The organism is Streptomyces sp. NPDC002088, from assembly GCF_040296605.1.
Taxonomy (GTDB): domain Bacteria; phylum Actinomycetota; class Actinomycetes; order Streptomycetales; family Streptomycetaceae; genus Streptomyces.
Genome location: NZ_JBEOXO010000025.1, coordinates 1 through 17,991, shown reverse-complemented (window position 1 = coordinate 17,991; position 17,991 = coordinate 1). Strand labels below are relative to the sequence as shown.

Annotated in this window: 12 protein-coding genes and 1 pseudogene; 10 read left to right on the top strand and 3 right to left on the bottom strand. The window is 73.2% G+C overall.

Annotated features, from left to right (window positions below):
• Positions 1-350 precede the first annotated feature (350 nt).
• From ABT114_RS38305 to ABT114_RS38290, 4 genes are all read left to right on the top strand, one after another.
• Positions 351-1,562 carry a cation:proton antiporter family protein gene (locus ABT114_RS38305; protein ID WP_351148260.1) on the top strand — a complete coding sequence of 404 codons (1,212 nt, stop codon included), beginning with the start codon at positions 351-353 and terminating at the stop codon, positions 1,560-1,562.
• Positions 1,563-1,850: 288 nt separating this feature from the next.
• Complete coding sequence (locus tag ABT114_RS38300) at positions 1,851-2,690, top strand: hypothetical protein (RefSeq protein WP_351148258.1); 840 nt, start codon at positions 1,851-1,853, stop codon at positions 2,688-2,690.
• Positions 2,687-3,772, top strand: a complete 1,086-nt coding sequence (locus tag ABT114_RS38295) for a P-loop NTPase family protein (protein ID WP_351148255.1) — start codon at positions 2,687-2,689, stop codon at positions 3,770-3,772. Before ABT114_RS38300 ends, ABT114_RS38295 begins: the two co-directional genes overlap by 4 nt.
• A 112-nt stretch (positions 3,773-3,884) precedes the next feature.
• Positions 3,885-6,272: a hypothetical protein gene (locus ABT114_RS38290; RefSeq protein ID WP_351148252.1), complete on the top strand. Its 2,388-nt coding sequence runs from the start codon at positions 3,885-3,887 to the stop codon at positions 6,270-6,272.
• Positions 6,273-6,293: 21 nt separating this feature from the next.
• Here ABT114_RS38290 and ABT114_RS38285 read toward each other — a convergent pair whose 3' ends face one another.
• The 3 genes from ABT114_RS38285 to fxsA all read right to left on the bottom strand — a co-directional run bounded on the left by ABT114_RS38285 (position 6,294) and on the right by fxsA (position 11,388).
• A complete protein-coding gene (locus tag ABT114_RS38285) occupies positions 6,294-7,307 on the bottom strand; it encodes a hypothetical protein (RefSeq protein ID WP_351148249.1) in 1,014 nt (337 codons plus the stop codon).
• Between the two features lie 63 nt (positions 7,308-7,370).
• Positions 7,371-11,060: an FxSxx-COOH system tetratricopeptide repeat protein gene (fxsT, locus tag ABT114_RS38280; protein ID WP_351148247.1), complete on the bottom strand. Its 3,690-nt coding sequence runs from the start codon at positions 11,058-11,060 to the stop codon at positions 7,371-7,373.
• Between the two features lie 109 nt (positions 11,061-11,169).
• Entirely contained in the window at positions 11,170-11,388 is a 219-nt protein-coding gene (fxsA, locus tag ABT114_RS38275) for an FxSxx-COOH cyclophane-containing RiPP peptide (RefSeq protein ID WP_351148244.1), read from the bottom strand.
• A gap of 291 nt (positions 11,389-11,679) precedes the next feature.
• Here fxsA and ABT114_RS38270 point away from each other — a divergent pair, with 291 nt between their 5' ends.
• The 6 genes and pseudogenes from ABT114_RS38270 to ABT114_RS38245 all read left to right on the top strand — a co-directional run.
• The gene (locus ABT114_RS38270; RefSeq protein ID WP_351148241.1) at positions 11,680-13,236 is read left to right on the top strand and encodes an FxsB family cyclophane-forming radical SAM/SPASM peptide maturase; all 1,557 of its coding nucleotides are present in this window, start codon (positions 11,680-11,682) and stop codon (positions 13,234-13,236) included.
• Complete coding sequence (locus tag ABT114_RS38265; protein WP_351148239.1) at positions 13,233-14,705, top strand: HEXXH motif domain-containing protein; 1,473 nt, start codon at positions 13,233-13,235, stop codon at positions 14,703-14,705. Before ABT114_RS38270 ends, ABT114_RS38265 begins: the two co-directional genes overlap by 4 nt.
• A 210-nt stretch (positions 14,706-14,915) precedes the next feature.
• Positions 14,916-15,788: pseudogene (locus ABT114_RS38260) on the top strand (RNA repair domain-containing protein); the annotation flags it as partial.
• A gap of 309 nt (positions 15,789-16,097) precedes the next feature.
• On the top strand, positions 16,098-16,436 hold the full coding sequence (locus ABT114_RS38255; RefSeq protein WP_351148233.1) for an antibiotic biosynthesis monooxygenase family protein: 339 nt from the start codon (positions 16,098-16,100) through the stop codon (positions 16,434-16,436).
• On the top strand, positions 16,433-17,320 hold the full coding sequence (locus ABT114_RS38250) for an NAD(P)-dependent oxidoreductase (protein ID WP_351148231.1): 888 nt from the start codon (positions 16,433-16,435) through the stop codon (positions 17,318-17,320). Before ABT114_RS38255 ends, ABT114_RS38250 begins: the two co-directional genes overlap by 4 nt.
• The coding region (locus ABT114_RS38245; RefSeq protein WP_351148228.1) for an amidohydrolase family protein at positions 17,317-17,991 on the top strand (675 nt) is incomplete at its 3' end. The genes ABT114_RS38250 and ABT114_RS38245, both read left to right, overlap by 4 nt.

Sequence of the window (17,991 nt, the reverse complement as noted above, 5' to 3'; positions counted from 1 at the left end):
CACCCGCTCACCGGGCCGAACAGACACCGCGGCAGAGACCCCGGCAGACACCTCGACACCGGCAGAAACCGACCGGATACAGCCGCTTCCCGCCCCTCCGTGTTCGGTGATGCCCTGTGAAGGGCATCGTGCATACAAGGCGGTGCGGCAACGGTGCCGTCCCGCGCGACCATCCGGGCCAGGGGGGCGTCAACTGCCGTACGCAAGACCGGTGTCGTGCTTCCGGCGCGGTATCACGGACCCCTACCATTCACCTGCGCCACGGCGATGGACGCGCGGCGGCCGCGCGTGCGGTGTGTGCTCGGCTGTGCCGGAGACCGTGCGGGCCTGCAACGGAGGGGGGACGAGCCATGGCGACACCGGGACGGGCCCGTCTGCGGTGGCTGCCGGAGTCGGTTCCCGCCGTCGCGCTGGGCGCGGCGGGCACGCTGCTCGCCGGTGTGGTGTTCGGACTGGTGGTGGACACCTCGGCCCTGGTGGACTCGGGTGGTTACCTGTTCGGCGCTGGGCTGCTGCTCGCCGTCGGCCTGTACGGGAGCACGTACGCGATCGATCTCGAGGCGCTGCGTGCCGACCTGACCGGTGTGCTGGCCGCCGTGACCGTGGGTGTGGTCCTGAAGGCGGGGCTGATCGCCGGGACGATGCTGCTGGTCTTCCGCCGGCCCGAGGCGCTGGTGCTCGGTATCGCGGTGGCTCAGATCGATCCGCTGTCCGTCGCCGCGCTCGGCCGCAGTGGGCGGATGTCGGCGCGTGCGCGGTCGTTGCTGTCGGCGTGGGCGTCGTTCGACGATCCGATGACGGTGCTGCTGACGCTGTACCTCGCGGGATACGCGTACACGGCCGCGGGGCACGAGGGTGCGCCCGAGGTCGCGGGCGGCGGTGGGGGCGGATATCTGACCGGGCTCGGTCTCAACGCCGCGCTGCTGGCCGGGGTGTCGCTGCTGTGGTGGGCGGGGCGTCGGGTGGCGGGCCGGGTGCCCGACACCGGGTCCGTCCGGCGGACGAAGGGCGCCGCGACGGTGCTGCTCGTGGTGGCGATGCTGGTGCTCGCGGCGGCGCAGCAGTTGATGCTCGCGGTGGCGTTGGCGGGTCTGGTGGTGCGTTCCACGGTCCTGGGCAGGGCGCTGGAGCGTGCGGTGGGCGGTGCGTTCCTCGCCGCGTTCCTGGCGCTCGGGCTGCTGCTCGCGCACGGGGTGGCGTGGTGGCCGGGATTCGTTCTGGGTGCGGCGGCGTTCGGGGCGCAGGCGGTGGTGGCCCTTGGGGTGATGCCGCTGTTCGTACGTGGTCTGGAGCGCGGTGACAGGATCGCGCTGGGCCTGGGGCAGCAGAACGGCATCACGGCCGTGCTGATCGCGCTGACCCTGGAGCGTGACTTCCCCGGTACGGCCGCCACGGTGGGCCCTGCCGTCATCACGGTGAACGTGCTGCACGGCACCTCGCAGGCACTGCTGGCCCGTTCGCCCCGGGTGCGGTGGCCGCTCGCCCGTGGGGAACTCGGCGCGGCTGATGTGCGTCACTCCCAGCGCTACCGGCGGGAGGCGGACGAGAAGTCGGTCGCGTAACCGCGGCGGGCGGCGGCCGGGGGACGTGGGCGGTCCCCGGCGACAAGGGTCGTACGAAGTCAGCGATGTCAGCGATGTCGACGGGGCCGACGGGTCATACGAAGCACCGGTGCCACGGGGCGGCCGGACGGGGAGAGGCGTATGAGGCAGCGGACGGGACACGGTCGGCGGGGGGCACCGAACGGTGGCCGTCCGCCCGGCGTGCGGCCGGCGGAGCGTGCCACCGCACCGCCGCGCGGGTCACGGTCCCCTGCTCGCGGCGCTCACGGGTTCACGGCGGTCGGCGGGGTGGCGGTCTGCGGGGCGGCGCTGCTGCTGGCCGCCGCGGCCGCTCCGGCGACCGCCGCTCCGGCCGTGTCCGGGGAGCGGGACGTGCAGTTGGTGTACTGCCTGGACGTCCCGCATCGCGACGATCTCGTCGCGGCCGCGGTGGCCCTGGGGCTGCTGGTGCCGGGCGGTGCGGCGGGGCAGGACTCGGTGCGGCCCGTGGGGTCCGGTGGGCACATGACGCTCCAGCGGTGGGCCGAGCAGCGTGAGGAGGACTTCTCGCGGGCCTGTTCGGCGTTGATGGCGGCCGCGGCCGACTCGCGGGAGCCGGCCGCACAGGGCTCCGGCGGCGAGGACGGCTGGTTCGTGACGTTCCTGAAGGGGCTGCCCGTGCTGGCGGCGGGTGCGCTGCTCACCCTGGGCGGTCAGCTGTCCGAGCGGGTCTCGTCCGAGCGACGGCAGTCGCATCAGCGGTTGCGGACCGACGAGGCGGCGTTCAGGGGGGCGGCGCGGGCGTATCTGGCCGCGTACGAAGGTGATGCGGACGCGGATCACGCGGCCGTGCGGTCGGCGCGTGAGGCGTTGGCCGGAACACTGTTCCAGGTGCCGGGACCGGCGGCGCGGCGGCGGGCCGCGGGGCTGGCCGTCGAGGGACTTCCGCTGGCGGGGCCGCTGCCCTCGTCGCGTGACGGTTCGGTGCTCGGTACGGAGGACCGAGCCCGTGAGGCGCGGGCGGCGGGGGATTCCGTGGACCGTGTGCTGCGCTCGGTGTCCGGCCTCGACCGCGGTGTCGCGCACTGGGGTTGGCGCACGGTACGCGAGTGGCGGGTACGCCGTTCCGAGCCGGGAGCGGCCGTATGACCCGGCCGGTTCAGGACAACCCGTACGGCGTGTACGTGCCGGGCAGCAAGGACAGTCTGCCGTGGCTGCCGCCGCCGCTGCTGGACGACCATCCGCTGGTGCCGTGGGCGGAGGAGAGCCATGCCGGTCAGTGGGTGGACGTCGATCACGCCCTGGATCAGGTGAAGCAGTTCGAGCAGTGTCTGGAGCGGCTGCCGGAGATGATCCTGCCGAAGGTGGACATGGGGCATCTGGTGGTGGTGACCGGGCCGGTCGGCATGGGCAAGACCACCCTGATCCACCGGTGCGTGCATCTCGCCCAGCAGCGCCTCGAGCACTTCGCCCGGCTGGCACCGCCGGGCTCAGCGCGGCCGGGGGTCATCCGGCCGCCCCGCCCGTATGTGGCGATGACCGGCGGGTACGACAACCGTGCGAACGGCATCAGCACGGACGCGCGGGGGCAGTTCGCCGCCACCCAGGACATCAACATCGCCCTCCGCAACAAGATCGTGGACGCGCTGAGCGGGCACTTCCCCGAACCGGCGTTGCAGCGGGTGCGGGGCGAGCAGGACGTCCACCAGGCGTTCCTGTCGCTCAGCACGCTGCTCGCGCAGCAGGACGCGCTGCTGCTGGTCCTGGTGCCGCACATGGACTGGCGGGACGACATGGGATCCGTGCGCACGGATTTCCTGAGGACCTGTCTGAAACATGCGCGGAGCCGGATCGTACTGTTCGTCGAGGTGCGTCACCACGATCCCGACACGGCACACGAAGTGGTCCAGGAGATCTGGCCCGCCACGGCACTCACCCATCTGAAACTCGGCAGCCTCACCTCGGAGGACACCGTGAAGTTCGGCCAGGCCCGCGGGGAGCACCCCGACCCCGACGCACCGAGCCACTCCAGGGAGTGGCTCACCTCCGACGTACGGCAGTTGCGCAAGAGGTACTTCAGCATCGCCGAGGAGCAGAGACGCACGGGTGGCGAGGTCCTGGTCACCGCGGCCGACCTCGGCGCCCCGACCCTGGATGTGACGGCGATGGCCCGCAATCCGTCCGCCGCCGTCCCACCGCCCAGACGGCACGATGCCCCACCGGGCTCCTGACCTGGCCCCGCACACCTGCGCTTTCCCGCGGTCCCCGCGATCCCGCCCCCAGCGATCCCCGCATCCGCCCGCCGCTCGGAACGCCGAAACCGGACACACGAGGAGTGCCATCGTGGCCCCAGACACCATCGCGGCCCTAGACAGTGGAGACATCTTTCGCGAGAACCCCTTCCCGCAGATCCCGGTCGTGCGCCTCGGTCCGGCGTCGGACCTGGGGAACCCGGCGGTACGGGGGGCCGACTCGGGCAACGCCCACATCAGCACTCCGCTCATCGAGGACCTTCAGGCGCTCGTCGACGACTACTTCGCGCCGCCCGCCGCGCCCGGTCGGCGCGGCCGGGCCATAGCCCTGGTGGGCGGGTTCGGCCTCGGCAAGAGCCATGCGCTGCGGCGGACGTACCAGACGGTGCACGGCCGGCACCCCGAGGCGGCGATGTGGATCGTGGACGAGCCGGCGCAGGACATGGGGCGGCTGTACCGCGACCGGCTGCGCGGTCCCGGCGACTCGGCGCAGGGGCGTCAGGCCTTCGAGGAGTTGGTGCGGGACTACTACGCTTATGTGACGGCGGGCTGGGTCGGTGCGCAGGACGACGATCCGCGCCGGGACACGCTCCAGGAGATCGCGACCGGGCTGCGCGAACGCACGCTGGATCCGGACAAGGTGGTGGCGGCGCTGCGCTACGACCCCGAGGTGATCCACGCCGATCTGCGGGGCACGCTCGGTGAGGTCACGGAGCACCGCAGGTTCGCGACCGCGCTGGCGCTGCTGCTGGAGGCGCCGTTCAGGCGGATGGTGTGGAACTGGCTCGGTGGCGAGGAGCCGGCCGAGCCGCTGCGCGAGCGGGGTATCACGGAGGCGATCGGCCCGTCCGGCGGCGGGTCGGGCACCGCGGCCGGAATCGACCGGGTGTTCGACGCACTGGCGGTGCAGGGCTTCCTGCACGGCCGGGTCGGCACCGCGTACGTGCTGCTGCTCGACTCCCTGGAGAAGGTGCTGGACTGGCCGGAGGAGAGCCGGCGCACCTTCATGGACGCCTTCGAACGTCTCGTCAACATCTACACGAGCCATGGCGGTCTGCTGGTGTTCTGCGCCTCGCCCGAGGGCCTGCGGGCGCTGCGGCCGAGCATGCACGAGCGGGTGGTGCAGTTGTGGCCGACGGGCCTGAGCGACGAGCACACCCGGGAGCTGGTGGCGAAGTACCTCGCGGCGAGCGGGGAGGGAGCCGCCGCCGGGACGCCGGCCACGGGACCGTTCGAGGAGGAGGCGCTGCGGCTGCTGCACGAGCTGACCGAGGGCGTGCCGCGCGAGGTGCTCAAGGTGTGCCGGCTGGCGTGGCAGCTCAGCGAGGAGCCCGAGGATCCCGGGGACACCGGGGAGACCGGGGAGACCGGGGAGACCGACGACCCCGAGGATCCAGACGACTCCGAGATCCCTCGGGCCCTGGTGGTGCGTGAGGTGACCGGGGCGACGGTGCTGAAGGCGGTACGGCAGCTGCACGAGCAGGTGTCGTACCGGCAGGTCCTCAACGATGTGCACGAGGCGCTGGACCTGGGACAGTGGCGGATCGCCTCGCGCGATCCGGTGCCGGCGCGGATGTCGCGTTCGCCGGGCGGCCTGGACGAGGTCGTCCACTGGCTGTCGCCCGCCCCGAACGCGTACCTGGCGGTGATCCACACCCGGTCGGTGCTGCTCGCCGGCGACGCCGAGCGCATCGCAGCCCATGTGCAGGGGCTGCGCAGCGCGGTGCGCCCGGGGCGGTTCGAGGCGCTGTTGGTGGTCAACGGGCTGGTGTCGCAGGCGTTGCAGGACCGGCTCGGGCGGTCGATCGGCTCACGGCCGCTGGTGTACCGGCAGGACGGGTTCGCGCAGAGCGTGCACGAGGCGCTGTTGCAGCTGGAGCGGCGCCTGGTGGAGGAGCAGCGGGAGGGCGATCTCGCCGAGTTGGGCGAGCGGATGCGCCGCGATCTGGAGCAGCAGCAGACGGCCCACCTCGACGAGCTGCGCCGCGCTCTCGCGGCGCTGACCGCGGAGGCGCAGCCTGGGGCGGCCGTCCCGCCGGCGGCGACGGCGTGGTCCGCGGGTGAACCGGACGGCGGTGTCGCGGAGTTGCCTGTTCCGGTGCGGCGCAGGTTCCGTGACGCGCTGGCGATGCTGGAGACGGTGACGCGGCGGGTGGCCGGCCGGGCGGTGAACCGGCGGGCCGCGGCGACGCCCGCGGATCTCAGTGTCCTGGGCTGCGCCACGCTGGTGCGGGAGCTGACGGAGGACTTCCGGGGTGCGGTCGCGGCCTGGGCGCGCAGCGCGGTGCCGGGTGCGCCGACCGAGTTCCAGCTGAGCGAACTGCGCCGGATCTGCCGGGAGTACGAGTGTGCGGTCGAGGTGCTGCCGGTGCATCTGCTGGGCGGCGCCGAGCCCCGGCATCCGCTGACGCCGGCGCGCACCGTGGAAGTGCTCGCGGAGGAGGTGTGGGGCTCCCTCAGCGCGGCCGGCGTGCCGTGAGCCGTCCGGCCGTCCGGCGGTTCAACGCGATGGCGGTGTCGTGACGCCGCCGACGGCTCCGGCCAGGCCCTGCAGTCGGCGTTCGGCGTTGTCGACCTGCCGCTGGTCGAGGGTGACGCCGAGGACGAAAGCGCCGGGCGAGGTCCAGTGGACGTACACGGCGCCCTCCTGTACGTCGAGGACGAGCCGGTCCACGGGGGCACGGCCGGGAACGGGCGGGGCGACCAGGGCGAGTGCGTCGGTGAGGCGGACCAGGTGGCCGCGCAGGCTGCGCGAGAGGTCCCGGTAGGCGGTGCGCCGGGTGCGGACGCTGACGCCGATGAAGCGCGGGCCGAGTTCGTGGGCGTCGAAGACGTCGCCGACGCAGACCAGGGTCCAGTCGCGGTAGTAGCCCGCGTAGTGCAGGTCGGTGGTGTTCACGTGGGTGCGCCACAGGCTTCTGAGGCGCTCCTCGTAGACGGCGTCCGGTTCGGCGGCCGTACCGAAGTCGACGTGCGGGCCCTCGGGCCCCGCTCCCGTGCGCAGGTGCGCCTTGGCGTGGGGGTCGCCGCCGGGCAACTCGTCGGGCAGCGAGTGGACCTCGGTGCGGATGCGGGTGACGAGGTGGTTCATGGCGGCGTCCATGGCGGGCACGCCGTCGGGCAGGTCCGTCACCGCGGCCAGGAACTCGCCGGGGCGGGCGCGTCCGCCCCACAGGCCGCCGCGCGCGTTGCCGACGACGGTGCGCATCAGCTCGCCGGTGCCCAGTGGCCGCAGGACCGCGCCGAGGTCCTGGGCGCACAGCAGCAGCCGGCTGCCGGGCAGCGCCTCGTGCTCCTCCTCGTCGCCCAGCTCGGTGACCAGGCTGCTGAGCGGGGCACGGGGGAAGCGGAAGACGGTGAAGTCGAGGATGCCGTTGCTGTAGTGGGACAGGGAGCGGATCTGAGGTGTCCCGGCGACCTCCTCCTCGCACAGCGCGGTGATCCGGCCGTGGCGCCTGTCGGTCCAGTGGGACTCCTTCAGCGTGTCGGTGCGGTGGGGTGCGGGGGCTGCCACGGGTGCTCGCCTTTCGGTGGGTGAGTGCGGGGCTGCGTGCGGCCGGTCGGCACCGGCGGTGCGCTACACGTCGGGCAGTTCCAGGTCGATGTCATAGCCCGACGGGGGTGCCGGGCGGACGGGGTCGGTGGCGGTGAGCCGGTCGAGGTGCTGCCTCACCCGGCGTCCGTCGGGGCGGTGCGCGACGCCGAGGTCGCGCAGCCGGGTCAGGGCGGCCCCGGCGAGTACGGCCGCCTCGTCGGGGCGGCCGTCGGCGGCGAGGGTCGCGGCGAGGGAGTTCTCCGCTGCGGCCACCCAGGGGTGGGCCTGGCCCAGCTTGTGGGCGAGCAGGTTCAGGGCGCTGCGGCCCACCTCCTCGGCCAGCCGCAGCTCGCCCGTGGCGCGCAGATAGACACCGTGACGGACCTGGCACAGCGCGGTGTACGGGTGGCCCGCGCCGAACCGCCGGGCGAGGGTGTCCCCGCATTGCCGGGCCTGCTGTTCGGCCTCGTCGGCCTTGCCCAGGGCGTGCAGGTCGGCGGCGTAGCTGAACTGGCAGCGCAGGGTGTCGAGCCGGTCGGCGCCGAAGCGGCCGATGTACAGGCGCAGCGCCCGCTGGTCGCGCTCGTGGGCGAGCTCGTAGCCGTAGCGGGGGTCCTTGACGGCCGGGAAGCCGTCGGCGAGGCGGCGTTCGCTGACGGCGAGGCCCACCTCGGTCTTCAGCCGCTCGCCGTCCCAGGTGTCGCCGTACCGGCGCAGCCGCTGGCGCAGCAGGTCGTGGGCCTCGCCGGTGCGGCCCGCGGAGCGGTAGAGGTAGGCGAGCAGGTCGGCGCTGTCCCAGGCGACTTCGTCGTCGGTGCCGCCGACCGCCTGCCGGTAGCGGAAGCGCTCCTGGAGCCGGGTCAGGGCGCGGGCGACACGGCCGGTGAGGGCTTCGGTGAGGGCGACGTTGTGCTCGACCTGGATGGTGGCGGGGTGTTTCCAGCCGAGCAGCAGTTCCAACCCCTCCAGGGCGGGGCGCAGTTGCAGCAGGGCGTCGTCGAACCGGCCGAGCGTGCGCAGGGTCGCGGCGTAGGAGTCGGCGGACAGCAGGGTGCGCGGGTGAGTGATGCCGAGGAGCCTGCGGTGGCCGCCGAGGGCCTCCTGGGCGAGCCGGCGGGAGGTGTCGTAGTCGCCGCGCAGGCGGTGGGCGCGGGCGGTGAAGTTGAGCAGGCGCAGGTACTCGGGCGACTGTTCGTCGCCGTCGGCGCGCCAGCAGTCGCGGGCGCGTCCCGCGATCTCCAGGAGCCGGTCCAGGTCGGCGGACTCGGCGCGCTGGCCGAGGGCGCTGAGGTGGCGCAGCAGCGAGCGGCGCACCCGGGGCCGGGGGTCTTCCCACAGGCTCAGCGAGTACACCTCGCGGGCCCAGTCGGCGGGCAGGTCCTGGTGCTCCTGCGGGGCGTACTCGGCGAGGATGCCGCGCAGCACCGACTCGATGTTGCGGCGTTCCCCGTCGTCCATGCCGGCCCGGATCAGGTCGCGCAGGCCGTGGTGCTGGGCGAGAGGCTGCTCGGCGCGGTCGAAGTCGACGTCGAGGAGGCCGACCTGGGCGAGGGCCCACAGGGCGACGCTCACCATGTGCTCGTCGGGCAGTTGTACGTCGTCGGGGTGGCGGGTGCCGGGGGTGCGCGGCTGGTCGGCGTCGTCGTCGCGGGCCAGCTCGGACAGGATGCGGCGCGAGCGCAGCAGTTCCAGGCCCATGCCGCGGCCGGTGAGCAGGGACGCGGCGTCCAACAGCCAGCCGAGGGCGTCGCGGTCGGGGCTCTCGGCGCGCCAGGCGGCGGCTCCCGGGGTGGACTGTACGACGCGCCGGGCGACGCGGACCATCACGGCGACCGGGGACGCGCCTTCGGTGTGGCGCAGGAGTTCCGTCTTGCCGGCCCGGTACTCGGCGAGCACGTCGCCGACGGCGTCACGCAGGGCGGCGTCCGGGTTCATGTGGTCGTCGCGGCGGTGGACCGCGGCGCGCTCGGCGAGGCAGTGGGCGGCCAGGTGCAGGGCGTGCGGGACGAAGTCCACGACGTTGCCGAGCTGTCCGGCCTGCTGCGCGGTGATCTCCGGCACCCGGTCGGCGAGCAGCGCGCGGCTCTCCTCGGGGGTCATCGGGGGGATGGCGAGGGGGGTCAGGTGCGGGGGGCGGGTCTCGGGGACGCCGGGGGTTTCCGTGGGGGGCTCCGCCTGCGGAGGGAGGCGGCTGGTGATGAGGACGTGGCCGCGCTCGTGCGGCACCGGCAGCAGGCCGTGCAGGGAGGCGGGGTCGGTGACACCGTCGTAGACGAGAAGCCAGCTGCCCAGGTCGTCGTCGGGGCGGGACAGGCGGGTCAACAGCCGGGAGACGCCGGCGTCGTCGCCGGTGCCGAGGCGTTCCTCGGGGCTGCCGAGGCGGCCCGCGAGCCGCGCGAGGCCGCGCTCGACCCGCTGCGGCTCCCAGGAGCGCACCCACCACACGATGTCGTAGCCGGCGCCGTAGCGGTGGCACAGCTCGTGCGCGGCCTCGCTCTTGCCCCAGCCGCTGGGCCCGTGCAACACCAGGCAGGTGCCATCGCGGCCGGCGGTGCGCAGTTCGTCGTCGAGCCGGGCGAGCAGGCCGCCCCGGTCGACGAAACCGCCGCCGCGCGCGGCGACGTTGGTGGTCTCGGGCAGGCGCGGGAAGCGCGCCGCGGCTCGGGGGGCGGCGTGCTCGGCGGTGCCGAGGCCGAGGCCCGTGTACAGCAGTCGCAGCGCCTCCTGCTCGGTGGTGCCGCGCAGGTCGATCCGCTCGTGGTGCGCGGCCTCGGTGTGCGGGAACGGCTCGTCGACCAGCACGATGCGTACGTCGGTGTGGGAGAGCGCGCCGATCTGGGCGAGGAGCGTCTCGTCGGCGTCGTCGGGCGACAGGAACAGCAGGGCGCCGCCGGGATCGGGGCGTTCGCCCGTGTAGGTGTCGGCGCGGCGCAGTTCGGTACGCACTCCCTGAACGGCGAGCCGGTCGCGCACCCAGGCGGCCCAGGGCGCATCGCGGGTGGAGTGGACGACGGTGACGTCGGTCAGCCGCGTGGTGCGGCGGTCGCGCAGCCAGTCGGCGAGCCGCTCGTAATAGGGGCGCAGGCCGACGACGGTTCCGGCGTCCTCGGCCTCGACTGCGAGGCTGCGGCTGTCCTGGTACATCGGGTTGTACGGGATTTCCAGGAAGGGGACGTCGCCCTCGCCGAGGGTGCGGGCGATCGGGCCGAACTTCCGGCGCACCCGCTCGCGAGCGTTGCGCAGCCGGTCGTGGCGGCCGACGTCGCTCTTGAGGCCGAGGGCGAGCAGCCGGACGGGGCGGCCGGCGCGGCGCTCCGTCAGGTCCTCGGCGAGGGTGGCGGCTCCGTCGATGGACCAGGCCGTCATGGCGAAACAGACGACGAGCGCGTCGGCGTCCGCGGCCGGCCGGGTCGCCTCCGCCGCTTCGGGTGTGTCGGGGACCGGCGCCTCGATCAGGACATGGTCGTAGGAGGCGGCGACGGGGTTCTCCGCGAGAGCGGTCAGCGACAGGCCACCGGTGGTGAGCGTGTGGACCCGGCCGGGTTCGGGTGGGAGCAGCGGTGCGGGCGCGCCGACGGCGCCGGAGCGGCCGTTGACGAGGAGGACGCTGCGGTTCGCCTCGGCGAGGACGTCGGCGGCGTTGCGCAGGGTGGTGCTCAGGCCGAGGTTCTCGGAGGTGGCGAGGAAGACGGCGAACGGACCTGGCCGGTCAAAGGGGTTGACGTCTGGCATGACCTCTCCGCTCGGCGCGGCGCGACAGGGAAGGACGGAACCAAGGATAAATACCGACAAAACGGACGTACGGGGGTGTCAGTATAGGGGCGCGCCGCGCACCGGGCGCTCATGCGCTCTCTTTGTGCCCGGTGACGAACGGATCGCCCTCCGCGCAGCCGGCGTACACCCGGCGCAGTACCTCGCCGAGGACGGACTCCGGCAGGGCGGCGACGTCGTCGGGCGCGAGTGCGGTGAGGTCCAGGACGGCGGACTCGACGTCGGGCGCCGGCTCGCCGCCCCCGCCCGTGCGGGCCTCACCAGGGGCGACGCCTTCGGCTGCTGCCATGGTGTCCACTCCATGAGGTCTCGTGGACCGCCGTGGCGGCCCTCCGGGCGCCTGCGTGTGCGGCAGGCTACAGGGATGTCACTTCAGCGTAGCGCCGCGGCCCGCCCACGCGGCAGCGGCGGGAGCTCTCCGGGTGGCGCCAACTCCCGCTCGAACGATGTCCGTTGGCTCGGCCGTTGACTCATTCGTGATGTTGACGCTGCACGCACCACGAACGAATACTGGTCGGACAGAGTGCGCCGCCGACCGTGCCGGGCCGGGTCCGCTGCGTACGCCTTCGGGGGGAAGCGGATGAGTCGACCGCCACTGCGCCATGCCGAGCCGCCCTGGCCGAGGGCCGCCCACGTGGCGGCATCACAGGCAGCGGGCTGGGTGCCGCACCCGTTCCACTCCTTCGTCCTGAAAGTGCACAGCCGCTGCGACCTGGCCTGCGACTACTGCTACATGTACCGCTCGCACGACCGGAGTTGGCGCACCCAGCCGCGCACGATGGCCCCGGCGACCGTGTCCCGCACCGCCGAACGCATCGCCGCGCACCTGTCCGCGCACGGGTCGACAGAGGCGGGAGTGGTACTGCACGGCGGCGAGCCCCTGCTCGTCGGCGACGCCGAACTCACACGCATGGTACGGGAGTTGCGCACGACGGTCGGCGACGGCGTGCGACTGCACCTTTCGTTGCAGACCAACGGTCTACGACTGACCCGACAACGCCTCGACCTGTGCGGCGAGTTGGGCCTGCGCATCGGCGTGAGCACCGACGGGGGACGTGCCGCGCACGACCGGCACCGGCGCGGCGCGGACGGCCGCGGCAGCCACACCCGGGTACAGACGGCGCTGCGCCTCCTCGCCGAGGACGCCTACCGCCCCCTGTTCGGCGCGCTGCTGTGCACGATCGACCTGCGCAACGACCCGGTACGCACCTACGAGGACCTTCTCGTCCACCGCCCGCCCGCGGTCGACTTCCTCCTCCCCCTGGGCAACTGGCACACCCCGCCGCCGGGACTGGACCCCGCCGGGCGGCACACCCCGTACGCGGACTGGCTGTGGGCCGTCTTCGAGCGCTGGTACGGCGCCCCGGTCCGGGAGACCCGGGTACGGCTCCTCGACGACCTGCTCGCGCTGCTGCTCGGCGGCACCCCGCAGACGGAGTCGCTCGGCCTGGCCCCCGTGCGGTACGCGGTCGTGGAGACGGACGGCTCCCTCACCCAGGACGACACCCTGCGCACCGCGTACGACGGCGCCGCCCGTACCGGACTCGACATCCGGCGCAACTCCTTCGACGAACTCCTGCACCACCCCGGCGTCGCGGCCCGCCAGTGGGGTGCCGACGGCCTGTGCGCCCAGTGCCGGGCCTGCCCGCTGCACCAGGTGTGCGGCGGCGGCCACTACGCGACCCGCTACCGCCACGACACAGGGTTCGCCAACCCGAGCGTCTACTGCACCGAACTGACGGAACTGATCGGCCGGGTACGGCACCGGCTGAGGTCGGACCTGGCGGGTACGGGCCTGGCGAGTACAGGCCTGGCAGGTACGGGCCTGGCGAGTACGGGCCTGGGTGGTACGGATCTGGCGAGTACGGGCCTGGGCGGTACGGATCTGCCGGGTACGGGCCTGGCGCCCGGGGCCGGGGGGCCACGGGAGGGGTGGCGGGTGGCTTCCGGGGAGGGGCGGGCTTCGGCTCCCCGCGAGGAGCGGGGCCCGACTCCGGGGCGGCGGCAGGGGCCGTCAGCCGACCGGCGGCAAGGGTCGCATCCCGCACAGGAACACGCTCCGTCGCCCGATCAGCGGCGGAGCCCGGCTCCCGGCCGACGGCAGGGACCGGGCGCGCCAGGCGCGGAGGTGGCATGACACCGTCGCCTCATCGCATGCCGGGCGCGCTGTTCGACGCGGTCGCCGCGGGCGGTGGCGGGGCCGGGGCCCTGCGGTTGCTGGCCCGCGCCGAGCACAGCCGTCGCCTGGCCTGCGCGTACGCGGTGACGGCCGCCGCCCGTGAAGCCGGGGGCTCCGTGGCCGAGGAGGCCGGGCGCGCCTGGGAACTGTTCACCGCCGCCACGCGCGCGGCTCCCGGGGCGACGGCAGCCGTGCTGACCCACCCGGCGGCGGGGCCCGCCCTCTTCGGGCTGCTCGCGCACCTGACGCGGCGGGAGGATCCGGAGCGGTCGCCCGTGGGCTGGTACACGGCGCTGGCCGCGGCCGCGGCGGTACGCGCGGGGCTGCCGGGACGGGTGGAGTGGCCGGTGGACGGTCCCTGGGTGGCGCTGCCGTCGCTCGGCCGGGCCCGTTTTCCCGGGGCCGGCTCCGGGGGCCGGGCCGAGGTGCGTGTCGACGCGGCCGGCCGGGCCCGGATCACGCTGCACGGGCAGTCCCCCGCCGACGCTCCCGTGCCGGTGCCCGCCTCTCCGTACCGCAGCGAGGGCCGCTGGCACGGCTCGCACCTGCTCACCACCCTCGACTCCGGCGTCCCGCTGCTGCTGGACGTCTTGGACCAGCCGGGCTTCCCGAACGCGGTGCGCTGCCCCGACGACCTGGGCGCCGACGAGGTGCGCCGCTGGTCGGCGGTGGCGCGGGAGGCCTGTGGGCTGCTGCGCGCGGACCATCCGGAGCTGTACGCGGAACTGGCGGCGGGAGGCCGGCTCCTGGTGCCGCTGACGAACCCGGGCCACGGAACCGTGAGCGGGAGCAGCGCGGAGACGTTCGGATGTGTGGCGATGTCCCGGCCGACGACTGCGACGGGGTTCGCGGTCACGGTGACGCACGAGATGCAGCACAACAAGTTCGCGGCGGTGCTGCACCTCTTCGACCTGCTGGAGCCCGGCAGCCCGGAGCGCTTCTACGCACCCTGGCGCCCCGACCCGCGGCCCCTGCTCGGTCTCTTCCACGGGGCGTACGCCCATCTCGGCGTGGCTCGCTTCTGGGCTCGCCGCCGCGAGACGGAGCCGGACCCCGGGCTGCGGGCGGAGGCGCACGTCCAGTTCGCGCGCTGGCGCCTGGCGGCCCGGGAGGCGACGCTCGTGACGCTGGCCTCAGGCCGGCTCACCCCACTGGGCCACCGCTTCGCCGACCGTATGCTGCATACACTCGACGCCCTGTGTCGCCTGCCGGTCCCCACGAGTGCCCGGCACCGCGCCGAATCCGCGGCCCGCGCGCATCGCGCCGCGTGGCAGGAGCGGAACGGGAGCGCGGAGCGGGTGGAAATGCAAAAGACCCCTGGTGAACAGGGGTCTCAGCTGTGTGTCCGAGGGGGGAGTCGCACCGGGAGCCCACGGATTACGCCGCTGACCACGGAATGGGATCGAGGTGCGAGACCTCCTCCATGACCAGGCCGAACGCCCACCTCAGACACTCGCACGGGTAGCTTCAGGAGCACCGCCGACAACGCTGATCGCGGAACACGGCCGCGTCGGACACCTCGCGGAGCCGGAAAGAGGGCCGCGGAGTCAGGCAGATGTCTGATCCTCCAACCGTGGAGGATCAGGTGGGCGGCACCCTGGAGGAAGAGAAGGTGTGAAGGCGGGAGAGGAGGCGTGATGCGGACCAGCGACGAGATCTATCACCGGGTCCGCTGGGACCCGCGGTTCGACCCTGCGCGGTTCGTGCTGGGGATCAGCCAGCGCGGGAATGCCCTCAAACGCATCCCGCTGCCTTCCTTCGTGCCCGGGGGCGACATCCCGTGGCACCGGGTGGTGTTCATCGAGGCGGACGGCGAGGTGGTCTGGGACCGAGCCACGGGTGTGGACCGCATCGACGCGTCGGGCGCCGGCCGGGTACGGGAACCGCAAACGGACCTGAGCTTCGAAACGAGCTCCCGCAGGGGCGAGCCCGTCGGCGTCCTCGACGTGTCCCCGACGGCCCGCACGGCAGTGGCCTGGATCCCGCCTGCGGAGCTGTGGCCGCCGATCCAGGACATCCGCCGGGACTACGATCCGCAGATCCACCGCTGGCCGCCGCACGTCAACGTGCTCTTCGGCTTCGTGCCGGAGCCCGACTTCGAGCGGGCTGCCCCGCTGCTCGCGGCGGCGACGGCCGAGACGCCGATCTTCACCGCCCGGCTGGACGGGGTGCGGACCTTCCGGCACAGGGCGTACTTCACCGTGTGGCTCGACCCGACGGCGGCCGGCGAAGCGCCATGGGCGGACCTGCACCGCGTACTGCAGCAACGGTTCCCACGCTGTCGTGGGGCCGCCAAGGACTTCACCCCACATCTGTCCCTGGGCCGGACCCGGGATCCGCGGCGAGTCACCGCCGACTGCGCCACCCGGCTCGACGCCATGACGGCGACAGTCTGGGAACTCGTCCTGCTCTCACGCAGGGGCAACGGGCCGATGCGGCCGCGGGCCACGGTCGCCCTGCGCACGGGCGAGGTCCGCAGGCTGCCCGCACCCGGCCCCGAAGCGCCGGGCTCGGAGGACACGGCCTGGCTCTCCGTGATCACCGACAGGTGAGGCACATAGCCAGGTGAGGCAAAGCGCCGCCCGGGATTCAGGTCGGCATGGGCGGAGTGCTCTTCAGGCGCCCACCCCTACAACCCCACCGCCGGACGCTTCCTGTCCACTGACAACGCACCGTCTTGTCACTCACCCGAAGAGAGCAATCACGGACCGTCATCCCCTTGTCCCCATTGGCCCGTGCCCCATTCGGAGTTGCGTCCGCACGGGGGACATGAGGCGGTGGGAGTCGTGTCCTGCTGGATCTCACCCTCAGGAGGAGACATGGGCACGAGGAACAACGGCCAGCCGGCCGACAAGCTGAGCGTCGTCTTCACCGTCCGAGTGATCGAGGGCGGCGAGCAGGGATTCCTGGATCTGTACGACCAGCTCCGCAAGTCCGTCGCCCAGACCCCCGGCCACATCGTCGAGAGGCTGGGAGCACCCGTGGACGACTCCCGGCAGTGGGTCATCAGCAGCGAGTGGCAGACGGCCGAGCACTTCTTCGCCTGGCAGCAGAGCGCGGAGCACCGCGCACTGGTGGCTCCGCTGCGCCAGTGGGTCGACTCGACGCAGTCGCTGCGGTTCCGAGTCGTCAAGGAGACCAAGGGAGTGACGTCATGACGCGCACCACCAACGGCCCCGTCGCCGTACTCGGGCTCGGCACGATGGGCACCGGCCTGGCCACCCGCCTCCTCGACCGGGGAATACAGGTCCGGGTCTGGAACCGCACCCCGGAGCGGGCCGAACCGCTTGCCGAGGCAGGCTCCTTCGTCGCCCCGCACCCCGCCGACGCCGTCGAGGGGACGAGCGCCGCCATCTGCGTCGTCGCCGACGGCGAAGCCCTCGGCTCCGTGCTGCGCGGACCCGACGGCGTCCTGTCCAAGGGCCCCTACCCCGGGGTCCTCATCTGCGCCAGCACCGTCTCCCCCGAAGAGGTCCTCCAGATCGCCGGGGACATCCCCTCGGTCGTGGACGTCGGCATGCTCGGCAACCGCGATCATGCCCGTGACGGCGAGCTTCGGCTCTTCGTCGGCGGCGAGAAGCAGGCGTTCAACGCCTGCCGCCCGCTGCTGGAGGCGCTGGGCAAGGAGGTCGTCCATCTGGGCGCACTCGGTTCCGGCATGCGGATGAAACTGTGCCTCAACCTCCTGATGGGCATTGAGGTGCAGGCCCTGGCCGAGGTCACCGAACTGGCGACCGCCTGTGGCCTCAACCGGCAGTCGGTCCTCAAGACCATCGCGGGCAGCGGTTTCGCCTCTCCGGTCATGGCGTTCAAGTCGAGGCGCCTGGGTTCCGGCCGCTTCGAAGAGCCGGACTTCCGGCTGCGGCTGATGGCGAAAGACCTCATGCTCGCTACCAAACAGGCGGCGGCGGTCGGCCTGAGTCTGCCGCTGGCGACCGCCGCGGCAGAGACCCACGTCCATGCCATCGAGCAGGGACTGGGCGACCAGGACTGTGCCGCGGTCACCCGCGCACTCACACCGAAACCGGGTAGCGACACGTGATCATCGACATCCACGGGCATCTCTCCCCGCCGGAGGCGGCCAAACGCTTCCCCATGCCCCCGAGCCTGACCGACGTCGACGGCATGCTCGCCGCTCGCGCCGAGGCCGGCATCGACCTCACCATCATCGGCAGCCCCGTCGGCGCCGGAGCGATGGCGCGGGTACCGGGCGTGGACAACTACGCGCAACCCCGAGACCGACTGCGCAGTTTCCACGCCTGGATGTCGGGGCTGATCGCCAGGTTCCCCGACCGGTTGCGCGGCTATGTGTACGCCAACCCGTTCGGGGACGACGATCACCTCGAAGGGGTGCGGGAGACCCTGGAGGACCCGGCCTTCGTCGGCCTGATCACCACGTCCAGCGTCCACGGGGAGTTGCTCGGCTCCCCGCGCGCCGACTCCTTCTTCGCACTGGCCGCGGAGGCGGGGGTACCGGTCCTGGTACACGCCCCGGCCGAACCGGTCGGCACGGAACGGGTCGACGAGATCGGCTTCGTCGAGCAGATCGGCCGGTTCGGCGACGTCACCATGAGCATGGCCATGATCGCCTTCGCGGGGTGGCTGGACAAGTACCCGGATCTACGGCTGATCGGCGCGACCGGCGGCGGCGCCATGGCGCTGCTGCCGGAGCGCCTGCAGACGGCGGCGCGCCCCCGGCACTGGGCCGGGGGC

What these genes read in the sequence shown, in the direction of transcription:
- ABT114_RS38270 (WP_351148241.1), top strand. Translation starts at nt 11,680, where the DNA reads ATGAGTCGACCGCCACTGCGCCATGCCGAGCCGCCCTGGCCGAGGGCC.
- ABT114_RS38255 (WP_351148233.1), top strand. Translation starts at nt 16,098, where the DNA reads ATGGGCACGAGGAACAACGGCCAGCCGGCCGACAAGCTGAGCGTCGTC.
- ABT114_RS38250 (WP_351148231.1), top strand. Translation starts at nt 16,433, where the DNA reads ATGACGCGCACCACCAACGGCCCCGTCGCCGTACTCGGGCTCGGCACG.
- ABT114_RS38305 (WP_351148260.1), top strand. Translation starts at nt 351, where the DNA reads ATGGCGACACCGGGACGGGCCCGTCTGCGGTGGCTGCCGGAGTCGGTT.
- fxsA (WP_351148244.1), bottom strand. Translation starts at nt 11,388, where the DNA reads ATGGCAGCAGCCGAAGGCGTCGCCCCTGGTGAGGCCCGCACGGGCGGG.
- fxsT (WP_351148247.1), bottom strand. Translation starts at nt 11,060, where the DNA reads ATGCCAGACGTCAACCCCTTTGACCGGCCAGGTCCGTTCGCCGTCTTC.
- ABT114_RS38295 (WP_351148255.1), top strand. Translation starts at nt 2,687, where the DNA reads ATGACCCGGCCGGTTCAGGACAACCCGTACGGCGTGTACGTGCCGGGC.
- ABT114_RS38265 (WP_351148239.1), top strand. Translation starts at nt 13,233, where the DNA reads ATGACACCGTCGCCTCATCGCATGCCGGGCGCGCTGTTCGACGCGGTC.